11 protein-coding genes are annotated in these 18,110 nt (G+C 62.5%); 1 reads left to right on the top strand and 10 read right to left on the bottom strand.

Annotated features, from left to right (window positions below; genetic code table 11):
- Window positions 1-183: 183 nt before the first annotated feature.
- The gene (locus IPI01_20645) at window positions 184-1,146 is read right to left on the bottom strand and encodes a GTPase (GenBank protein MBK7260165.1); all 963 of its coding nucleotides are present in this window, start codon (window positions 1,144-1,146) and stop codon (window positions 184-186) included.
- A gap of 199 nt (window positions 1,147-1,345) precedes the next feature.
- On the opposite strand from IPI01_20645, the gene IPI01_20640 reads away from it, so the two are divergent.
- Complete coding sequence (locus IPI01_20640; protein ID MBK7260164.1) at window positions 1,346-1,807, top strand: hypothetical protein; 462 nt, start codon at window positions 1,346-1,348, stop codon at window positions 1,805-1,807.
- Between the two features lies 1 nt (window position 1,808).
- On the opposite strand, the gene IPI01_20635 is transcribed toward IPI01_20640, so the two are convergent.
- From IPI01_20635 to IPI01_20595, 9 genes are all read right to left on the bottom strand, one after another.
- On the bottom strand, window positions 1,809-2,489 hold the full coding sequence (locus IPI01_20635; GenBank protein ID MBK7260163.1) for a uracil-DNA glycosylase: 681 nt from the start codon (window positions 2,487-2,489) through the stop codon (window positions 1,809-1,811).
- 32 nt (window positions 2,490-2,521) lie between these two features.
- Window positions 2,522-3,985 carry an insulinase family protein gene (locus IPI01_20630; GenBank protein ID MBK7260162.1) on the bottom strand — a complete coding sequence of 488 codons (1,464 nt, stop codon included), beginning with the start codon at window positions 3,983-3,985 and terminating at the stop codon, window positions 2,522-2,524.
- A gap of 2 nt (window positions 3,986-3,987) precedes the next feature.
- Window positions 3,988-5,355, bottom strand: coding sequence for an insulinase family protein (locus IPI01_20625; protein MBK7260161.1), 1,368 nt, complete (start codon window positions 5,353-5,355; stop codon window positions 3,988-3,990).
- Window positions 5,356-5,476: 121 nt separating this feature from the next.
- On the bottom strand, window positions 5,477-8,251 hold the full coding sequence (locus tag IPI01_20620) for a hypothetical protein (protein MBK7260160.1): 2,775 nt from the start codon (window positions 8,249-8,251) through the stop codon (window positions 5,477-5,479).
- A 146-nt stretch (window positions 8,252-8,397) separates the two neighbouring features.
- Window positions 8,398-9,318 carry a serine/threonine protein kinase gene (locus IPI01_20615; GenBank protein MBK7260159.1) on the bottom strand — a complete coding sequence of 307 codons (921 nt, stop codon included), beginning with the start codon at window positions 9,316-9,318 and terminating at the stop codon, window positions 8,398-8,400.
- A 77-nt stretch (window positions 9,319-9,395) separates the two neighbouring features.
- Window positions 9,396-10,133 (bottom strand): hypothetical protein, encoded by a 738-nt coding sequence (locus IPI01_20610; GenBank protein MBK7260158.1) that lies wholly within the window; start codon window positions 10,131-10,133, stop codon window positions 9,396-9,398.
- A gap of 134 nt (window positions 10,134-10,267) precedes the next feature.
- Entirely contained in the window at window positions 10,268-11,416 is a 1,149-nt protein-coding gene (locus IPI01_20605) for a T9SS type A sorting domain-containing protein (protein ID MBK7260157.1), read from the bottom strand.
- 97 nt (window positions 11,417-11,513) lie between these two features.
- On the bottom strand, window positions 11,514-14,549 hold the full coding sequence (locus tag IPI01_20600; GenBank protein ID MBK7260156.1) for a T9SS type A sorting domain-containing protein: 3,036 nt from the start codon (window positions 14,547-14,549) through the stop codon (window positions 11,514-11,516).
- Window positions 14,550-14,599: 50 nt separating this feature from the next.
- Complete coding sequence (locus IPI01_20595; protein MBK7260155.1) at window positions 14,600-18,010, bottom strand: T9SS type A sorting domain-containing protein; 3,411 nt, start codon at window positions 18,008-18,010, stop codon at window positions 14,600-14,602.
- Window positions 18,011-18,110 lie beyond the last annotated feature (100 nt).

Below are 18,110 nucleotides of genomic sequence, written 5' to 3'. Positions count from 1 at the left end.
GCTACAGCACCAAGCAGCGCGGCTGGGGTCTCGCCTACGCCCCAAGCGCATCATCGAGGAATACCAAAGGGCGGCAACCCTCGTGCGCCAGAGTTTTTGGGCGGGAACCACGCCGCATACGGGCCCAATCCTGATCCTGTTCGTGGTTGGAATGGGCACCCTGTCCGGAACGTGTGCGCGACGTTATTGCTGTCCCCGGATCAAGGGGAGCAGTTGGGCCAGGTTCACCGAACCGGCCTTTTCACGGATGGCACCGGAGTAATTCCCGTACAGACCGCGTGCTTGTTCTGTGAGCGATCCGAAGAGTTGTCGCACCTCGATCGCGGACAATGTGCGTCCGCCACCGTAGTATTGCTGCGCCAGCCGGCCAAGCGCCCACGTCGTAGCGAAGGACATCGCGGAGCTTGCGGCCTGATTCCCCACTGATCTGGCCATGCCGCCTCCGGCCCTGCCCAACAGCCCGCCGAGGAGTTTGCGCGCGTATCCTTCCACAACCTGCGAGGTCAGACCCACACCCGCCACACCGAGGAGCTCCGTGATGTGCCCGCGGTCCAGTTGATATCCATACGCATTGCCGACGCGATAGACCATCTTCATCTGCAGCGGAATGATGGCCATGGTGGCGAGCGATTCGGGCAGCAACTCCAGTGCGCCGTTCAGGATGGCGTAATTCAGGACCATCTTCTCCATCTCGGGCGTCGCAACCGTGGCATGAGCAGCAGCCGGCGCGCTGACGGTCACCGGAGACGTGGCGGACGGCGGATCGGCAAGCGGTTCGACGGCCAGGATCTCCGCCTGGTGATCGATGCGGGCGGTCTCCGCGGCATCCAGACGAAGTTCGCGCCGCAGCTCTGCGAGGAACTCCCTCTCCGGTTCATTCAGGACGTCATCGGCCTCGCAGACACACCGGGCCATTTCGTAGGCTAGTTGACGGCTTTCGGAAGTGGTCAATGCCTGGACGGCCTGCGTCGTCGATACCTGCCGGAGCAGGACACGATGATACAGCGCAGCCAGGTTCACATCGGCGTCAGGAAAGATCGCGGCGATGCGTTTCAGCTCCGCGCGTTCAACCTCGGACTTGCCACCGTCGGCGAATGCTGCCATCAATGCGAGCGTCAGGATGGATTCGATTTCGGTCTGCGTCAGCGGTTCGGCCATACGTGTGATCCTCGTGGTGATTGAACCCTGAAAGATAACAAATCTTTCTGTCACTCGGGAGATCATTCGCCCCCATCGGCCAGCCATCGGCCACTTTGCCCTCTTGATTCGGGAAGGCTTTGGCTGTACATTGCCGCACCACGTCCCGGTATGTGAGATCCGGGAAGATCATGCCTGGAGAGCTGCGATGAGATTCACACCATCTTGCGTGTTGTTGTCTGTTACCGGACGGACGATGCTCGAAGCAGGGTATCTCGGGATCGTGCGCGACCACCTCCGGGAGAATGGCATGCTCGACCAGGCCGAGGATCTTCTGATGGCATCAGGCAAACTCCAGGTCCTCGAGCATAAGGAGGAGATCGAATCAGCCCTCCGGACACCAGGGTTCGGGGGGTTCCAACTCCTGGGGATCAACGATTTCCCCGGGCAGGGCACCGCACTTGCCGGAATGCTCAACGCGTTCTGGTGTCCGAAAGGATATCTCACACCCTCCGGGTTCCGGCAATTCTGCTCGCCTGCCGTTCACCTGGCGCGTATGCAGAAGGTCGGATGGACCAGCGACGAGGAATTCACGGCGCTTGAAGGTTTCATCGGACAGGAATTCGCTTCGCTGGCCGAGTTCCGTGTGATCGGCGCAGGAGAGGATTGAATCACGAATGGAGAGTTCGTAGTTCCTTGAGGACCGTGCGGAAGACGTCGCGGAGCATTGGACGTGTGAGTTTCCCTGTGAAGGTGTTCTGCTGGCTCGGATGGTACGTCCCGACGAACGTGTATCCTCCCATCCGGTACACGACCCCATGCCCGAACTTCGGCATGGCCTTGTACGTGATCAGGCCCATCTCCTTGAACGCTTTCAGCCCCGCCTCGAACCCGATCTTCCCCAACCCCACAACAACACGCACGTTCGTCAGCAACCGGATCTCGTCCAGCAGGAACGAACGGCACATCAGGATCTCCTCCGGCAACGGCTTGTTGGCAGGCGGGGCGCAGCGTAACGCGGCAACGATGTAGCAGTCCTGCAGTGTCAACCCATCATCAACACCTAACGACTCCGGCTGGTTCGCGAACCCGGTCTCATGCAGCGCCCGCGCAAGCCACGAACCGCTCTCGTCGCCGGTGAACATCCGTCCCGTCCTGTTCCCGCCGTGCGCGGCAGGAGCGAGCCCCACAAGCAGCACACGCGCCGCCGGATCCCCGAACCCGGGCAACGGCTTCCCCCAGTACTCCTCGTTCGCGTACTTCCGCTTCTTTTCCTTCGCGGTCAGCTCTCTCCATGCCACCAGCCGCGGACAGCGCCGGCACGCAATGATATGCCGGTGCAGAGCACGCAGCCCCGCACCGGCATCATGGGAACGCTTCGCTGTCACTTCATCCCTTCAACGACAGGGGCTTTGCCGAGCACATCCTCCACCGACAGGTTCGTGATCGGCGCCAGTTTCAGCGCCGCGATCTTCGCTTCGATCCCTGCACGGTCGCCGACCAGCACGATGGACATCTTCGCGGGGTCGATATAGCGCTTCGCCACGCGCTGCACATCGGCCGCGGTCACCGCCTGGATGCGGCGCACATACTGCGAATAGTAATCGGCCGGAAGATCGTAGATCACCAGCTCTTCCAGCTTGTCCGCCAGATCGCCCACGGTCTGGAACTCCGCCGGGAACCCGAGCGAGATGTAGTTCTTTGCACGCTCCAGCTCCGCGTCAGGCACCTGCGCGTTGATCTCCTTCAATTCCTTCATGAACTCCAGCAGCGCCGAATCCGTGACCGCGGCCTGCACACCCGAGGCCGCAAGGAACGGACCGGGAAGGACGCGGAACCCGAACGACGAGCCGGCACCGTACGTGTACCCGTGCTCTTCGCGCAGATTCTGATTGAGGCGCGAGCTGAACGATCCGCCAAGGATCGTATTCATGACCATGAGAGCGTAATAGTCTTCCGTCGTCCGTGCTGCACCCACACGCCCTATCCGGATCTCGGTCTGCGGCGCCCCCGGCTTGTCCACGATCGTGATCGTCCGCTTGTCCAACTGCACGATCGGCGGCAATGCCGGCGCTGCACCCGCAGTGCCACGCCACGCACCGAAGGCGTTCTCCAGCTTCTCCTTCATCTGCGGTACGGTCACGTCGCCCACCACGATGAGGAAGGCATTGGAGGGCTGGAAATACTGCGTGTGGAATGCGCGGAGGTCCTCCACTTTCATCGCACGGATGGAGGCTTCATCGCCGGTCACCGGCACGCCGTATGGATGCGCGCTACCGTACACCGAGCGGCTGAACATCACCGACGCCAGCGAGCGCGGCTCGTCGCGCCACTGCACGAGCGTGGTCAGCCGCGACTTCCGCTTGCGGTCGAGTTCGTTCTGTGCGAACACGGGATGCAGCGCAACGTCGGCCTGCAGGGCGAGCGCGGCATCAAGCTTCGACACCGGGGCGCCCATCGACACGGACGAGGTATGCATCCCCGCCGACGCGCCGATCTGCGCACCGAGGAAGTCGATGGCGTCCGCAAGCTGCAGCGCGTCCAGCGTGCCGGCACCTTCCATCATCATGGCAGCGGTCATGGAGGCGAGGCCGGACTTTCCGGCAGGGTCCATCGCCGTGCCGGCGCGCACAACAAGGTTCACCTGCACGAGCGGCACCTGATGCTTCTCGAGGAGCACGACCTGCAGGCCGTTGGACAGCGCGAACTTCTCGAAGCGGGGCATGGTGAATGACGGCGCGGGGCCGGCTTTCGGCGGGCCGCTTCTGTCGGGCTTCTGTGCATGAGCAACGAGGACAAGACCCGTGGCCAGGACGCCCGTAACAAGACTGCGAAGGATGGTTCTCATGATCACTTTGCCTCCTTCCGTGCCGGCGAGGCCAGCTCAGGTTTGCCTACCGGTATCACGCTCAGCACAACGCGGTTGTCGCCACGCAGATACGTCTGTGCCGCGGAACGGACATCGCCCGGACTCAATGCACGGTACCGTGCAAGGTCCTCGTTGAAGTAGTCGGGGTTGCCTGTCTCGGTGAGATAGTTGTTGAGCTGGTCCACTTTCCCCCCGAATCCACCCACGGATTCCAGGCGGCGGAGGAAGCCCGCTTCGTACTGATTCACGGCACGGTCCAGTTCGCGCTGTGCCACGCCTTCCTCCAACAGCCGGTGCAGTTCTTCCGTGATCACCTTCTCCACTTCGGCCAGCGTATGTCCGGCGCGTGCCGTCGACACGATCTGGAAGCTGGAGCCGAGGTGCGCGGAGCCCTGATACGCGCTCACGTCCTGCGCGATCTGCAGTTCGTACACGAGGCGTTTGTACAGCCGGGAGTTCTTCCCGCCGGCGAGCACATTCGCCACGATATCCAGTTCGGCATCGCCGGGGGTGAAGATGGCCGGCGAGTGCCATGCCATGTACAGCCGCGGGAGCTGCACTTTATCCTCGAGGACGAGGCGCTTCTCCGCGCCGAGGAACGCGACCGGTGCACCGGGAGGCGGCACGGGCGGACCCGCCGGAATATCGCTGAACCATTTCTCGATGAGTGCGCGGGTCTTCACCGGATCGATGTCGCCCCCGACGCTCAGGCTCGCATTGTTCGGGCCGTAGAATCTCTTGAAGAACTGCACGACGTCGTCGAAGCTCGCCGCCGAAAGGTCCTCCATGGAGCCGATGGTCGGCCAGTGGTACGGATGGTCGTCCGGATACAGGTTCTCGTCGACGAGGATCGACGACATGCCGTACGGGCGGTTCTCGTACGATTGCCGCCGTTCGTTCTTCACGACATCGCGCTGGCCGTCCACTTTCGCGGGCGACATCGCATCCAGCAGGTATCCCATGCGGTCCGACTCCACGAACAGTGCGAGTTCGAGCGCATTGGACGGGATGTTGATCCAGTAGTTGGTGCGGTCGGAGTTCGTCGAGCCATTGTTGTCGCCGCCCGCCATCTCCAGCCATTGATCGTACTTCCCTTCCGGCACATGCCCGGAGCCTTCGTACATGATATGCTCGAACAGATGTGCGAACCCGGTGCGGCCGGGCTTCTCGCGGCCGGAGCCGACATGATAGTACACGTTCACTGCCACGGTCGGGGTGGTGTGGTCCTCGTGCAGGATCACCGTCAGGCCGTTCGGGAGCGTGAACCGGGTATAGGGGACGTTGATGCCTGTGTCGCCTGCCGTCGCAACGGACGCGGTGAGCACAAGCGCCAAAAGGAGTCGCTTCATGAAACCTCCGGGTTTATTTGATCGGTAGAGCGGAGAAATGGTCGTAACTCTTTTTATACGAGTTGTGAGCGTTCCGAGTTGCGGACTCCCAATTGTGAATTCAATGAAGAACTAAGAATTCTTAGTTCTTAATTCTTAATTGATCTGTCCCCCAACCAGGACCCAGGAGTATCGCATTGATCAGCAGCCGTTCCGTTGCCGGGAACGACGCGCGGAACGATGCCTCGCCGGCGAACAGGATGATCTGCCCCTTCCCTTTTCCTTCCCGCGTGAGGTACGCCGTGCGCGCCCAGCGGTCGCGTGCCTCCGGCCACAGCAACCCGGCCACCCGCAGCCCGGAGGGGGCGGCGAATCGCCCGGCGGTGCGCACAGGATCACGGGCAAGGAAGGCGGAGGAGGTGAACATGCTTGCGGCAACGGACTTGCCGGCGCCGAAGGAGAGCCAGTGTTCTTCATCGAGGTCCACACGCATCATCGTGCCGCGCGGCATGAACAACCGTCCGCGTTCATCCAGCATCGCCAGTTCCTTTTCCGCCGGCGTGGCGCCACGCACAGCGCGTGCGGTGTCTGCTGCTGCCCGACCGCTCCAGAGCGCGATGCTGTCGATCTCGGGCTTCTCCGCACGCGCCTCGAGGTCCGCGGCGCGGACGAACAGGTCGAGTTCTTTCAGCGCCTGGTGGCGCAGCCGGACCTCACTCAACCCCGTTCCGGTGTCGGCGATGGCTGTCGCGCCGCCCCCGATGCCGATGAGCGTACCGCCTTCTTCGATCCACGTGCGCAGGCGCGCAACGCCACCCTTGCCGATCGCTCCGGCCAATCCGCGTGCATCACCGATCGACGGAAGGATGATGACGGAGTAGCGGCGGAGATCGGCAGACGCAATGGACGTCACCTGCAAGAACGATGCGCTGAGACGAAGCCTGTCGTCGAGCATGAGCCACGTGGCGCCGAAGGAGGTGCTTCCCACACCGGGTCCGCCGAGCAGCGCGACGCGTGGAGGATATAATAGAACGAAATCGTTGCCGCCCAGATCAGGGCCGGCGGTGCTCAATGCCGTGCCAATGGCACGGATCGTCACGCCCGGCTGCGTTGCGAGCCGATCCAGCACGCTCCGGAGCGTATCGGCGTTCTCGTTCACGCGCACGAGCAAGGTCCCGCGCGGATACGAACGCCCCTCCACGGAGAACGGCTCCCTTGCCGAACGCACACGCACATCGTTGTCGAAGAGCCGGGCAAGCGTTGCCACGCCGCGGTCATCATACGGGATCAGGTAGCCGTACGGTGCGGGGGCGGACTCCATCACGCCTGCCGGGGGCTGGACGCTCTTCACCGGGGATGATCCCGCATCGGGCACCGCACCGAGCGCATAGGCATCCACGCCATACGCGATCGGGAGGGACCACGCCGTGATATCGTACAACCGTGAGTCGCTCTTCTTCTCAAGATCCTTCCGTTCCTCCTGCAGGAACGCCGTCGTCATATGAGGATCGAATTCCAGGATGGCGCGCGCGAGGCGTGCCGACGGCTGGTCCATCGGTACGATGTAGCTCCCGCGCGGCAGCAGCACGTTCTTCGGAGCGCCGCCCATCGAGGGTGTGGCATTGGAAGCAGTGATCTCGCGCCCCGTCTGCGATACCTCGATCCCCTGCTGGAGGAGGACCTGCACGAGCCGGTCGGCGCGGCCGGGATCGTTCTCCCGCACGAACGCATACGCCCGCGGCTGTCCTGCCGCCGGACGCATGGCTTCGCGGCGCGCCGTGGCGTACCGTTCGAGCAGCTCCTCGCGGTGCCGGGCGGCGGTCTGACAGTTGGCGAGCGCGCTCACGACATGGTGATGCACCGTCTCGCGGAAGCGGAGCGTCGTGCCATCCGGCCGCGCCACGGGCGTGCCGCGGACACCTGCCTGCTCATAGAGGATGCCGACGGCGTCGAGGTAATGCCCCCAGGAGTTCGCGTAGCCGGGGAACCAGTCGTCGTTCCACTCGCGCGTGTAGTAGCTCCAGCCGAAGCGGTCGAAGGCACGCGCCTGGTCCTTCGAGAAGACCGACCACCAGTGGCGGGTATGCGACGAGACATTCGGATTGATCGGTTCGCGCGGCGGAGAGAACAGATACGTATCGTACGGCCCCATCTCGTGCGCATCGATGAACACCTGCGGGTGCCACTCCACCACCGCCTTCACGCGCGCGCGTGTTTCGGGATGCGTGAGCACGAACCAATCGCGGTTGAGGTCGAAGAAGTAGTGGCTCCCCCGTCCGCCCGGCCAGGTGCCGGTGTGATGGATGCTCTGCGCGTCGGTGTTCTCCACGGCGCCCGACCACTGCTGGAGCTGGGCGAGGAACCGTTCGCGCCCGTCCGGGTTCTCCATGGGGTCCAGCACGACGACAAGGTTCTTCAACAGGAGAAGCGTCGAGGTGTCGGTCCCTGCCGCGAGCTGATACGCCACATTGACGGCCGCATCCACCGATGAGAGTTCGTCGCCATGGATGCCGAAGCCGATCCACACCACGGCCGGAAGCGTACGTGCGAGATCCTTTGCGGCGGCTTCGGTGTACTGGCGCGGGTCGGCAAGGCGTGCATGATCGGCCTTGATGCGGTCGAGCGCGGCGATGTTCGCCGGATCGGAGATCGTGAGGTAGTACTGTGGACGGTGTTCCGTGGATTCTCCCATCGGCACCATGCGCACGCGGGGCGATGCGGCGGCGAGGCGCCGGCAGTAGTCGATCACCTGATCGTACCGCATGGGGTATTCCGCGGGGCCGCGGCCGGTGACGGCGGTCGGCGCCGGCACGGACGGATCATACGTGCCGCCGGGAGAAAGCGGTGTGGGGAACGGCTGGGCGGTACAGACGCTCGTGATGGTCAGTGCGAGCACGACGAAGATCAGGTGCTTCACGGTGGTCCTTTGATGATGGAGGAGAACGGGATTCATCTGCGGTTGGGGGCCCCGGTGGGCCCCCGGAAGCGGGCGCCCGGCAACGTATGGTGTAGGGCGTCCGGGCATGCTGCCCTCCCGGGGGATGAATGAACCGCCCGGCCGGGTCAATGAGTCAGGGCCCACACAAGAATACCCGTTGCGACAAGGACCACCGTCACCGCCGCGGCAACGACCCAGCCGCGCAGCCGGTTCCAGCGGGTCCGCCCGCTCACGCGCACTTCGAACGGCCAGTGGCCGAGGAGCGACTGCACTTCGTTCATCTCGCGCGGACGGTGTTCGGGGTCGAACGCCAGGCAGCGTTTGCAGAGTTGCGACATGGAGCCGGGGACCTCGGGGCGGATCTCGGCCGCGGGCCGGAGGTCTTCACTGATGATCGTCGACAGCCGGTTCATGAGGCGTGGCCCCTGCACCGGCATCTTGCCCGTGAGCATCTCATAGGTGATCAATCCGAACGCCCAGATATCCGACCGCTCATCGGGATAGCAGCCGCGCATCTGTTCGGGGGAACGGTAGTCGGGGCCGGTCTCTTCGCGCTCATCGCGCATCTCGACGTCATGGGGAAGGCCGAAGTCCAGGATCTTCACCACGCCATCGCCCGTTACCATGATCGTTGCCGGGTCCAGGTGGCCGTGGATCACGTCGTTCGCGTGCGCCACCACGAGGCCTTCCGCCAGTTGCTGGGCGATGGCGATCGCGGTCTCCACGCGGAGCGGCCCGCGCGCGAGTTTGTCGCGCACCGTCTCGCCGTCGTAGCAGATCATGGAGATGAAGATGCGGCCGTCGTCCGCGGTGGCGATATCGGTGATGGTGCAGAGGTTCGGGTGGTCGAGCCCCGACGCGGAGCGTGCCGTGCGCAGGAAGTGTTCGCGGCGGTCGGGATCGCGGACGACATCGGGGGGGATGATGCGCAGGGCGACGATGCGGTGGCTACGCAGGTCCTCCGCGCGGTACAGGTCGCCTGCGCCGCCGCCGGTGATCCATTCGAGGATCCTGTAGTGCCCTATCGTCTGCCCGGTTGCGATCATTTAAAATTCATTGTGTACGGTATCCGTTGTACGGGCGGTGCATGCACCGCCCCTACACCGGTCCGGCATTCATTGTATTACCGCGCGACCCATACGCTGCGCGCCAGGACCAGGTCGTTCCCGCCGGCACTCATCCGGTGCGTATATGCGCCGGGGCAGGAGACATGGGTATCGATCCTGACCGCATCTCCGAACTGCGCCGCGCGCTTGTACTCCACATCCAGTTCTGTGATCCCGCCCCCGCGCCATACATCTTCGGGAACGGCCTCGGCAAGCCACTCCACGTAGTGCACATTGTTGACGTGGTCGTTCATATCGAGGTCCGACCGCCGCACACGGAATTCCGCCGAGAACACCGGGTCGCCGGCGGGCTGGATCGCAGGGAACGGATCCGCCACGGCATGTGGCACATCCACGATATGCTCGCGCCCGAGGATATTCTCTACCGTCACCGGCCGCTTGCGGTTGATATCGATCAGCAGCCAGTAGCTTGTCGCGGTAACGAACGCCGTGTCGGCACCGTCCACATACAGCCGGAAGTCGCGTTGTGCGAACCTGCTGACGATGCCCGAGGGCCACGTTTCGGCGATGAGGCGCGACCGTCCCGCAGGGGGTTCCGCGGACCGCAGTTGCAGCCGTGCGAGCATCCAGGTGAGGGAACGGGAAAGGAGTGCTTCGGTATCGAACCCGAGGTCCACCGCGTTCAGTTCAGCGGCTTCCTGCAGGTAGCGGTACATGACCCACACGGGCATGCTGCCCCGGTGGTCGAGTTCGTAGGATTTCAGTTCGAGGGGATATCGGCCGGGCGCTTTCATGGGTGTTCCCCTCAAGATACGCAGGGGAGCATCCTCATGCAACCCCCCCCCCCCCCCCCCCCGCCGCATGCTCCACCGTGGCTGAAGCATGCGGCTCTCATCGACCAATCTCATCGGTCGACGGTGACCTCGCATCACCTCACCAGCAACATCCGCTTCACTTCGGTATGGTGCGCTGTGGTCAATCGGTAGAAGTAAACCCCCGACGCAAGGCCCGTCCCGTAGAATACTGCCTGATAGAACCGGCCGGGCTCTGCATTGCCGTCGAACACCGTCGCAACCTCGGTGCCGAGCGCACTGTACACCACCACGGTCGCACGCGTCGGGCTTTCCACCGTGAACCGGATCCGGGTAGCGGGATTGAACGGGTTGGGATGATTCTGGGCCAACGCGAACTTCCGTGGAGCCTTCTCTTCAAGCTCTGTCCCATCCACCTCCGTCACACCAACGGTCACCATCAGCGATCCGCTGTAATGGACCGTTCCATCCAGATCAACCTGCTTCAAGCGGTACGAATACTTCCCCGGCATGAGGCTGCCACGTTCGGTGAAACTATACGTCTGCGGATCGAGAGTCGTCCCTTTACCGGGGAGAAACCCCTCTGTCACATCCATATACTCCGCCCCATCCACCAGCTTTCGTTGCACGATGAAGCCGTAGTTGTTCACTTCGCTGAGCGTCTTCCACTGCAACGTGACACTTCCACCCGGCATCACGGAGTATCCAAGGTCGACCAGCTGGACCGGAAGGGGCGGCACATACGTGATCGTTACTTTCAGTTTCGTCAGAACACCCGGGTTCGTCACCACATAGCTGCCGCTGCCGCTCATGGATTCATTCACGATGGCCCCTCCAAAGAAATCCTGCAACACCCCTGTGGCCCAGGACGGAAGATCCCATTGGATGGTGATAGCGGTCCCGCTCCCTACCTGATACTTGATCTCATGGACCCTGGTACCACTGAGCGCTGCATCTCCTTCTCTATAATCATGCACGACCCCCTGACCCAGGCCCGACACCGCGATGTCATCCCCGATGAGCCGTGCATCAAAGACCCCCGACGGCGGGCTCGGTGGGCGTTCCGACTCGCCCAGTGCCGCATCAATTGCATCGGTCGCAGCCGGATCGACCCCGAGCTGCAGGACCTGCGAACCTCCTGCTCCATCACTCACCGTCAACGAAAAGCTGAACGCTGCAGCGGCCATCGTGGAGGTACCCGCTCCGGCGAAGGCGAACGTCGTGTTCACGAGGAACACAAGCGATACCACAAGGACTCTCTTCATGTGTCGATCTCTCTTCCGGGTTCGTTCTGCACCACGGTCACCCCGTGGTGTGTGTACGTGCTCATCCACGCTCACTCTTCGTGAGCATCACCTGCCACTATCTTATCACTACGAATTTCCTGACGGCCACGAAGTGCCCTGCCTCAACGCGATAGAGATACACTCCCGAGGCCAGCCGGTCCGCCCGGAATTCCACATCGTGATACCCCGCTGCAAGCTCCCCATTGATCAGCTCCGCAACTTCCTGGCCCAGGACGTTGTATACCACGAGCCGCACCTTCACTGCCTCCGGCAACGCGATCCTGATCACCGTCGACGGGTTGAACGGGTTCGGGTAGTTCTGGTCCAGCGCATACTGCGTTGGTACGGCCCCGCTCGTTGCCTCACCCCGCTCCTCAAAACGAAGCATGTCCAGGGCAACCGGCGCGACGAGAACCTCGCCCTCCCTGAGCATTCCCTTGAACACACGTCCGTCCACGCCATCCGTCACACTGAACTCTCTCCCCCGTAGCCTCTCTCCCCGGATCTGCAACGGTCCCACTGCCGAGGACAACATCACGTCATGACTCGATCTCCCCAGCGTATCCACCATCGTCTGATGGACATAGCGCATGTCGAACACACCCCGCGGCGCCGGCGGCGGCAATTCGTACCCCCCGGTCATCGCTTCCGCCGGAGCAACATACAGTGTCCGCTCCTCCCCCGTACTGTCCCGCACGATGATCCGCGCCCAACTCGTGTCGATCGATGCCACCACGCCTGCACTCTTGCCTGCTCCCGCGCCCACGTGCAGCACACCCGCCTGACTCGCCTTCACCCAGTACCCTTTGCCCGCCTGCAGCGTCGTGGCGACGGTATAACCGGAGGAGAATCCAAAGTAGCTTGATGACACGATCCCACCCGGACTGCTCGTCATGCTGGCAACAGGCACATCCTCCTCGAACGGTCCGATGATGCTCCAACCACCCGGCACCTGGATCTCCCGCACAGTCATCCGTGCACCCACGAAGCTCACGGTATCCGCTTCCGCGAACTTCAGCCAGTAGCCCCGGCCGGGGCTCACTCTGGACGCCGCCTCATACCCGTTGGCGAAACCGAACGCCGATGATGCGGCCTCCGGATACAACGCCGCAACACTGGAGTCCTGCGCCATCACCGGAACCGAGAGGAGGTTCCAGCCGGCGTCGACGGCAATGTCCTTCACAATGTCGCTTGAATACACGATCAGCAGCGACGTGACAGCGCTGTTGGTCAACGTGTACGCACTCCGGGTCCTCATGTTCACGTTGATGAGGGTCCCGCCCAGTTCGTCCCGGAGGAACACACTGCCCGCTGCAGGGAAGGCCGTGCTGTCCCATGAGAAGACCAGCGGATAACCGCAGGTGCCGGGTTGGAATGTGACCCGCCATGTCGCTGCGGTGATGGTGTCTGCACGGAGGTCGACAGGCGAAAACACCGCCGGGGATCCCGGCAGGCCGAAGCGTGCGTCGAAGGCTTCCGTTGGCGGGACCGGCGGGAGCTCATACTCACCCCGGGCGGTATCGAGGCCGGCCGTTGCCCCAGCCGCTGATCCGAACACAAGCGCTCCTGCCCCCGAGCAGCCATCGGACACAGAAAGGAGATTCTGAAACCCGATCGGGATGGGCCGTCTCGCCCATTCGGCCTTCTTGTCCGGGAACCAGTTCAGGTCACCGAGGGGGAAACCGTCGGTGCCGGCAGTCATCAATGCACCATTGCTGTACGCGAGATCCTCGGGTAACGGCCAGGCCGGTGGATAGAGGGTGGCGGATGGATACTCCCATCTGCCCGCGTCCAGCCGGTTCGTCACGATCTTGTGGACATACGCGATCAACGCATCGACATGGTCCGCGACACCGGCTGGAAATCCGGGATCCACGTTGACGTTGTTCTCCACCCTCACATCCGGTGAGCGCACGCCGGCCAGACTATCAACGGTCCATTGCGAATAGTCATTCAGCCATCGGGGTGGGACGATCACCCTCTTCAGAGAATCCTGTCGCGAGCCACCACCGTAGACGGGAACTTCCACGAGCTCCCATCGTGTGACGGTGTCATTGTGCGTCGTGTAGAAGTCCTCCAGCTTCGTGGGCCAGAAGTACGCATTGTTCCGGACATCGAAGACCCGATGGCCCTCGTCCAGCATCGCGGGCGTGACGCCGTGATCCGGATCGACGTGTACCTCGGGGCCGGAGACCGGCGCACCCCAGAGCTTCGACCAGTAACTGGAATCGTCATGGGCTCTGATCCGGATGATGCTGCTGGAGGCAGTATCGGGATAGTGCATGAACCACCCGTTGATGACGTGGTCGGGGTTCCCCCCCATGGCGTGCATCGCATAAAAGATGTTGTTCCTGATGTGAAGATTCGTCGCCTGCCGGATCAGGAACGGATTGGCCACCCCGAAGACCATCGTATTGTGCTCGAACAACGCATACGGCGTATAGCCCCTGATGGAGAACACATAGGCGCTGTTCGCCATGAACGTATTGTTCAAAAATATCACCGTGTCCAGCGCCACCGGAATCCCGGTGAAGAACGGCTGGCCGCCGAACCAGGAGGTGTTGTGCTGGTGGTTCCTGAACACGCAGTCCTGTACATCAACCTTCGCCCACTGCGAAGAAGAGATCACGATGCCGGCATTGCTCCAGCCATCAAAGATCACGCCACGCAGCTGCAGATGGACGCTGTCCGCCCCCACCTGAATACCGGTACTCCAGCCCAACCAGGTGTTGTCGACACGCTGGGAGAGGAGATACAGGCTGTTCATCCTGACCTTCGATCCCATTCCCACGAGATCGAAGAAGTGGTCGACAGAGGAGGGACCCACAAGGACCGGCGGCCTGATCTCCGCCGAGTCATTGGCGACCATGGTGATATTGCCATTGATCTTCATGGGCGCGGTGAGCTGATAGATCTTCCCGCGCTTCAACCTGTACACGCGGTCCGGGTGCGCCCGCACGCCCCCCGCCAACGTGTCACCGTTGATGACCATGTTCAGGTTCCCCGTCGGAGTGGCGATCACATCAAGGGTGTCCTGCCCGAACAGATGCACAGGCGCCGCGCACATGATCATCACACCGATCACAAACAAGCCACACACCGGTCGCTTCAATGGAGTTCTCCGCCCCCCGGCGTTGATGCCGGGGCGCCTCTGATGTTCGATCATTTCATGGTCACAAGTTTCTTCACTGCCGTATACGGTCCCGCCTCCAGCCGGTACAGATACACTCCCGAGGCCAGATGGTCCGCGCGGAACTCCACATCATGATACCCTGCCGCAAGCTCACCGTTGATCAGCTCCGCAACCTGCTGGCCCAGGATGTTGTACACCACGAGCCGCACCTTCACTGCCTCCGGCAACGCGATCCTGATCACCGTCGACGGATTGAACGGGTTCGGATAGTTCTGGTCCAGTGCATACTGCGTCGGTACTGCCCTGCCCGCTGGCGTCCCCTGCCCTTCAAAGCGAAGCATCTCCAGAGCCACCGGCGCAACGAGAGTCTCTCCCTCTCTCAGCATCCCCGTGAATATCCTTCCGCCCCACCCATCCGTCACACGGAATTCTCTCCCCTGCAGCCTCTCTGCACGGATCTGCAACGGCGCCACCGCCGAGGACAACATCACGTCATGGCCCGCTCTCCCCAGCGTATCCACCAGCGTCTGTTCCGCGTAGCGCATGTCGAACACGCCCCGCGGCGCCGGCGGCGGCAGTTCGTAGCTGCCGGACATCCCTTCGCGCCGGGCAAGGTACAGCGTGCAGGCCTGCCCGGTGCTGTCCCGCACGATGATCCGCGCCCAACTCGTGTCCATCGATGCGTTCACGCCCGCGTTCTTCGCCACACCCGCGCCAACGTGCAGCACTCCCTCCTGACTGGCCTTCACCCAGTACCCCTTTCCCGACTGCAGGGTCGAGGCCACGGCATAGCCATAGGAGAATCCGAAGTAGTGCGATGACACGATCCCACCCGGACTGCTTGTCATGTTGGCAACGGGTACGTCTTCCTCGAACGGCCCGATGATGCTCCACCCGATCGGCACCTGAATATCCCGTACGCTGACCTGCGCACCGACGAAGCTCACGGTCGCACCCTCCGCGAACTTCAGCCAGCAGCCCTGGCCCGGATCCAGCGCGGTCACCGCCTCATATCCGTTGGCGAAGATGAATGCCGATGAGGTTGCCCCCGGGTATAGCGCCGCAACACTGGTGTCTGCTGTCGTCACCGGGACCGAGAGGAGGTTCCAGCCGGAGGCCACGGCAACAACTTTCATCAGTTCGCTTGTATACACGATCGACAGGGAAGTGACGCCGTTGTCCGTCAGCGTATAGCTGCTCCGGGATCTCATGTTCACATCGATGAGCGCGCCACCCAGCTCGTCCCGGAGGAACACGCGGCCCGTGACGGGGAAAGCGGTGCTGTCCCACGAGAGGACGATCGGATAGCCGCAGGGGCCGGGCTGAAACGTTGCCCGCCATGTCGCCATGGTGATGGTATCTGCACGGAGATCCTTCTGTGAGAACACTGCCGCACCATCCGGCAACGCAAAGCGCGCATCGAAGATCCCCGATGGAGGTGCAGGCGGCAGATCAGACTCGCCCAGGCCTGCATCGAGGCCGTCCGTTGCGCCGGCCGCCGATCCGAACACGAGTGTCCCGGCACCCGAGCAGCCGTCGGACACCGACAGGGCGTTCTGCCAACTGCCCCGGACGATGGAGAACATATTGTCGCTCTCATCGCTGATCGATGCAGTGGTGGAATCCTGCACCCGCACCTTGCACCGGGCCGAAAGTGTTCCGGGAACCACCCATGGATAGGCACGCGCACTCGCCGCAACGCCGCCTGCCACCGGCAGCCACGTTGTACCGCCATTGGTCGAATAGTCGATCTTCACCGTGGAGACGCCGGAGCTGTTCCACGTGATGCCGTGTGTCGATCCTGCGGACCACGTTTCGCCGCCGTTGGGAGAAACCAACGTGATGGGATCCGTGTTGACCGGGCCCTGGTATTCCAGGACCCGGATATTGATCAGGTGAGTATTGGGTGTCGTCGCCGTGCTGTCGATCACATATCCCCACGGCAGATGGGTCGTATCGTAGTGCCGCCAGATGTGCGTGATGGATTCCAGCACGGACTGTCTCGACAGGCACAGTTCCTTGCGGCCGTCTCCGTTGGCATCGCCTCCAGCAAAGAGTGACGGAGTGACCACGTGTTGTGAGCGCGCCGTATCCGATAGGATGCCGAGCGAGTCGCTGTACACGATCTGATCCGGAGAGTCATCCTCTCCGGCATACACGATGGTATGCGTATAGCTGTCTTTGTCGAGGATGCTGCCGGTCCCCGCGTACTTCAATTGTGTGACGGTGTAGCCCTCCCCGCCTCCCACATAGATCTCGTCCCTGCCGTCCCCGTCGAAATCATACGACGCGATCCCCCACAGTTGTCCTGTCGTCTGCCCTGCGGACATCCAGAGGCCTTCGCCGATCACGCCGATCCGGGTATCATCCTTCCAGACATAGACACCTGTGTCGCCCGTTGAGAGGCTTACGAGGCTGACGCTATACTCGACACCGAATGCGCCGGAGTAGAATATGCCGGCAAGCTCCTGCTTACCATCCCCATCGACGTCCGCGGGAGTGACCCCCATATACGCCGCGGCGTCAACACCGCTCTGCCGCAGATACTCATGGTAGAATTGCGATCTCGCCGGCGGATATGCCGTGGAATCGATACCCGGGGTCGGGAAGCGATACGCGTCGGGGCCCTTCACATCGATCGACCAGAACCCGTAGTAGCTCCAATAGTGATTCACAAGCTCCTTGCTGCCATCCCCATCGATATCGGCGGGGAGTGTTTGCCACCACGTGCCCTGCGAGAATCTGTTCTCAGGATGGACCGCAGGATCCCCTCCTTCGATCTTCCAGCTCGAGGTTCCTCCGAGATCGCCGACGAGTCCCAGGATGTACACCTTGTTGTCCTGGTTCGCCACGACGAGCTCGTCGCGGCCATCGCCATCGAGGTCGCTCACTTCGCCCGTTTCCCTGTCCAGGCGCAGCGCGCTGCCCGGTCCGAGGACAGGAACGAATTCTGTCGCTGTCAGCGTTAGTGTGGGTGCTCCTGATGGACCACCGAACCCGTTGTCCACGCCGTTGTATTCGAAAATGTATATCGCCCCCGTGTATCGAGGCCCGGCGGGGAAGATGATCTCCCGGTTGCCATCGCCATCGAGGTCTCCATCCCTGACCCAGCGTGGAGTCGAATTGGGATTTACCCTGTACAACTTCGGCGAGGACCAGACGAGTTCGAGAGAGTCCGGCAGCACACACTCAAACACATGCACCCGCCCCCCATTCGCAAAGTCCGCCGCGATGATCTCCTGACGTCCATCCTTGTCGAGGTCCATCCCCGCCCACACGCGCCGCACCCCGGGGTCGGCAGCATACGGCATCAGTGAATCGGGGCCCTCCCATTGGGCCCTCGTGAAGTATGCGTTATGATGGAGAATGGATCTGAACTGTGCCCCGCCCGGAGAATGCGCGAAAAGGACGAACAGGAGGATGACGGCGATGGTTCGCATAGGATCTCTTCTGCGATGACGTTCAAGCATCCGGGTCATATGGTGTACCTCACGATCACATGAATTCCGATGGTACCTGCACCTGTAGCCCGGAAGACCC

It is taken from the genome of Ignavibacteriota bacterium, assembly GCA_016707525.1.
Lineage (GTDB): Bacteria > Bacteroidota > Ignavibacteria > UBA10030 > UBA6906 > JAGDMK01.
Note: the sequence above shows the minus strand (reverse complement) of the source record. Positions and strands in the feature narration are given on the sequence as shown.

Bases quoted from the DNA above. Each gene is read 5' to 3' on its own strand.
- IPI01_20630 (MBK7260162.1), bottom strand. From the start codon at position 3,985: ATGAGAACCATCCTTCGCAGTCTTGTTACGGGCGTCCTGGCCACGGGT.
- IPI01_20625 (MBK7260161.1), bottom strand. From the start codon at position 5,355: ATGAAGCGACTCCTTTTGGCGCTTGTGCTCACCGCGTCCGTTGCGACG.
- IPI01_20640 (MBK7260164.1), top strand. From the start codon at position 1,346: ATGAGATTCACACCATCTTGCGTGTTGTTGTCTGTTACCGGACGGACG.
- IPI01_20605 (MBK7260157.1), bottom strand. From the start codon at position 11,416: ATGAAGAGAGTCCTTGTGGTATCGCTTGTGTTCCTCGTGAACACGACG.
- IPI01_20595 (MBK7260155.1), bottom strand. From the start codon at position 18,010: ATGCGAACCATCGCCGTCATCCTCCTGTTCGTCCTTTTCGCGCATTCT.
- IPI01_20610 (MBK7260158.1), bottom strand. From the start codon at position 10,133: ATGAAAGCGCCCGGCCGATATCCCCTCGAACTGAAATCCTACGAACTC.
- IPI01_20615 (MBK7260159.1), bottom strand. From the start codon at position 9,318: ATGATCGCAACCGGGCAGACGATAGGGCACTACAGGATCCTCGAATGG.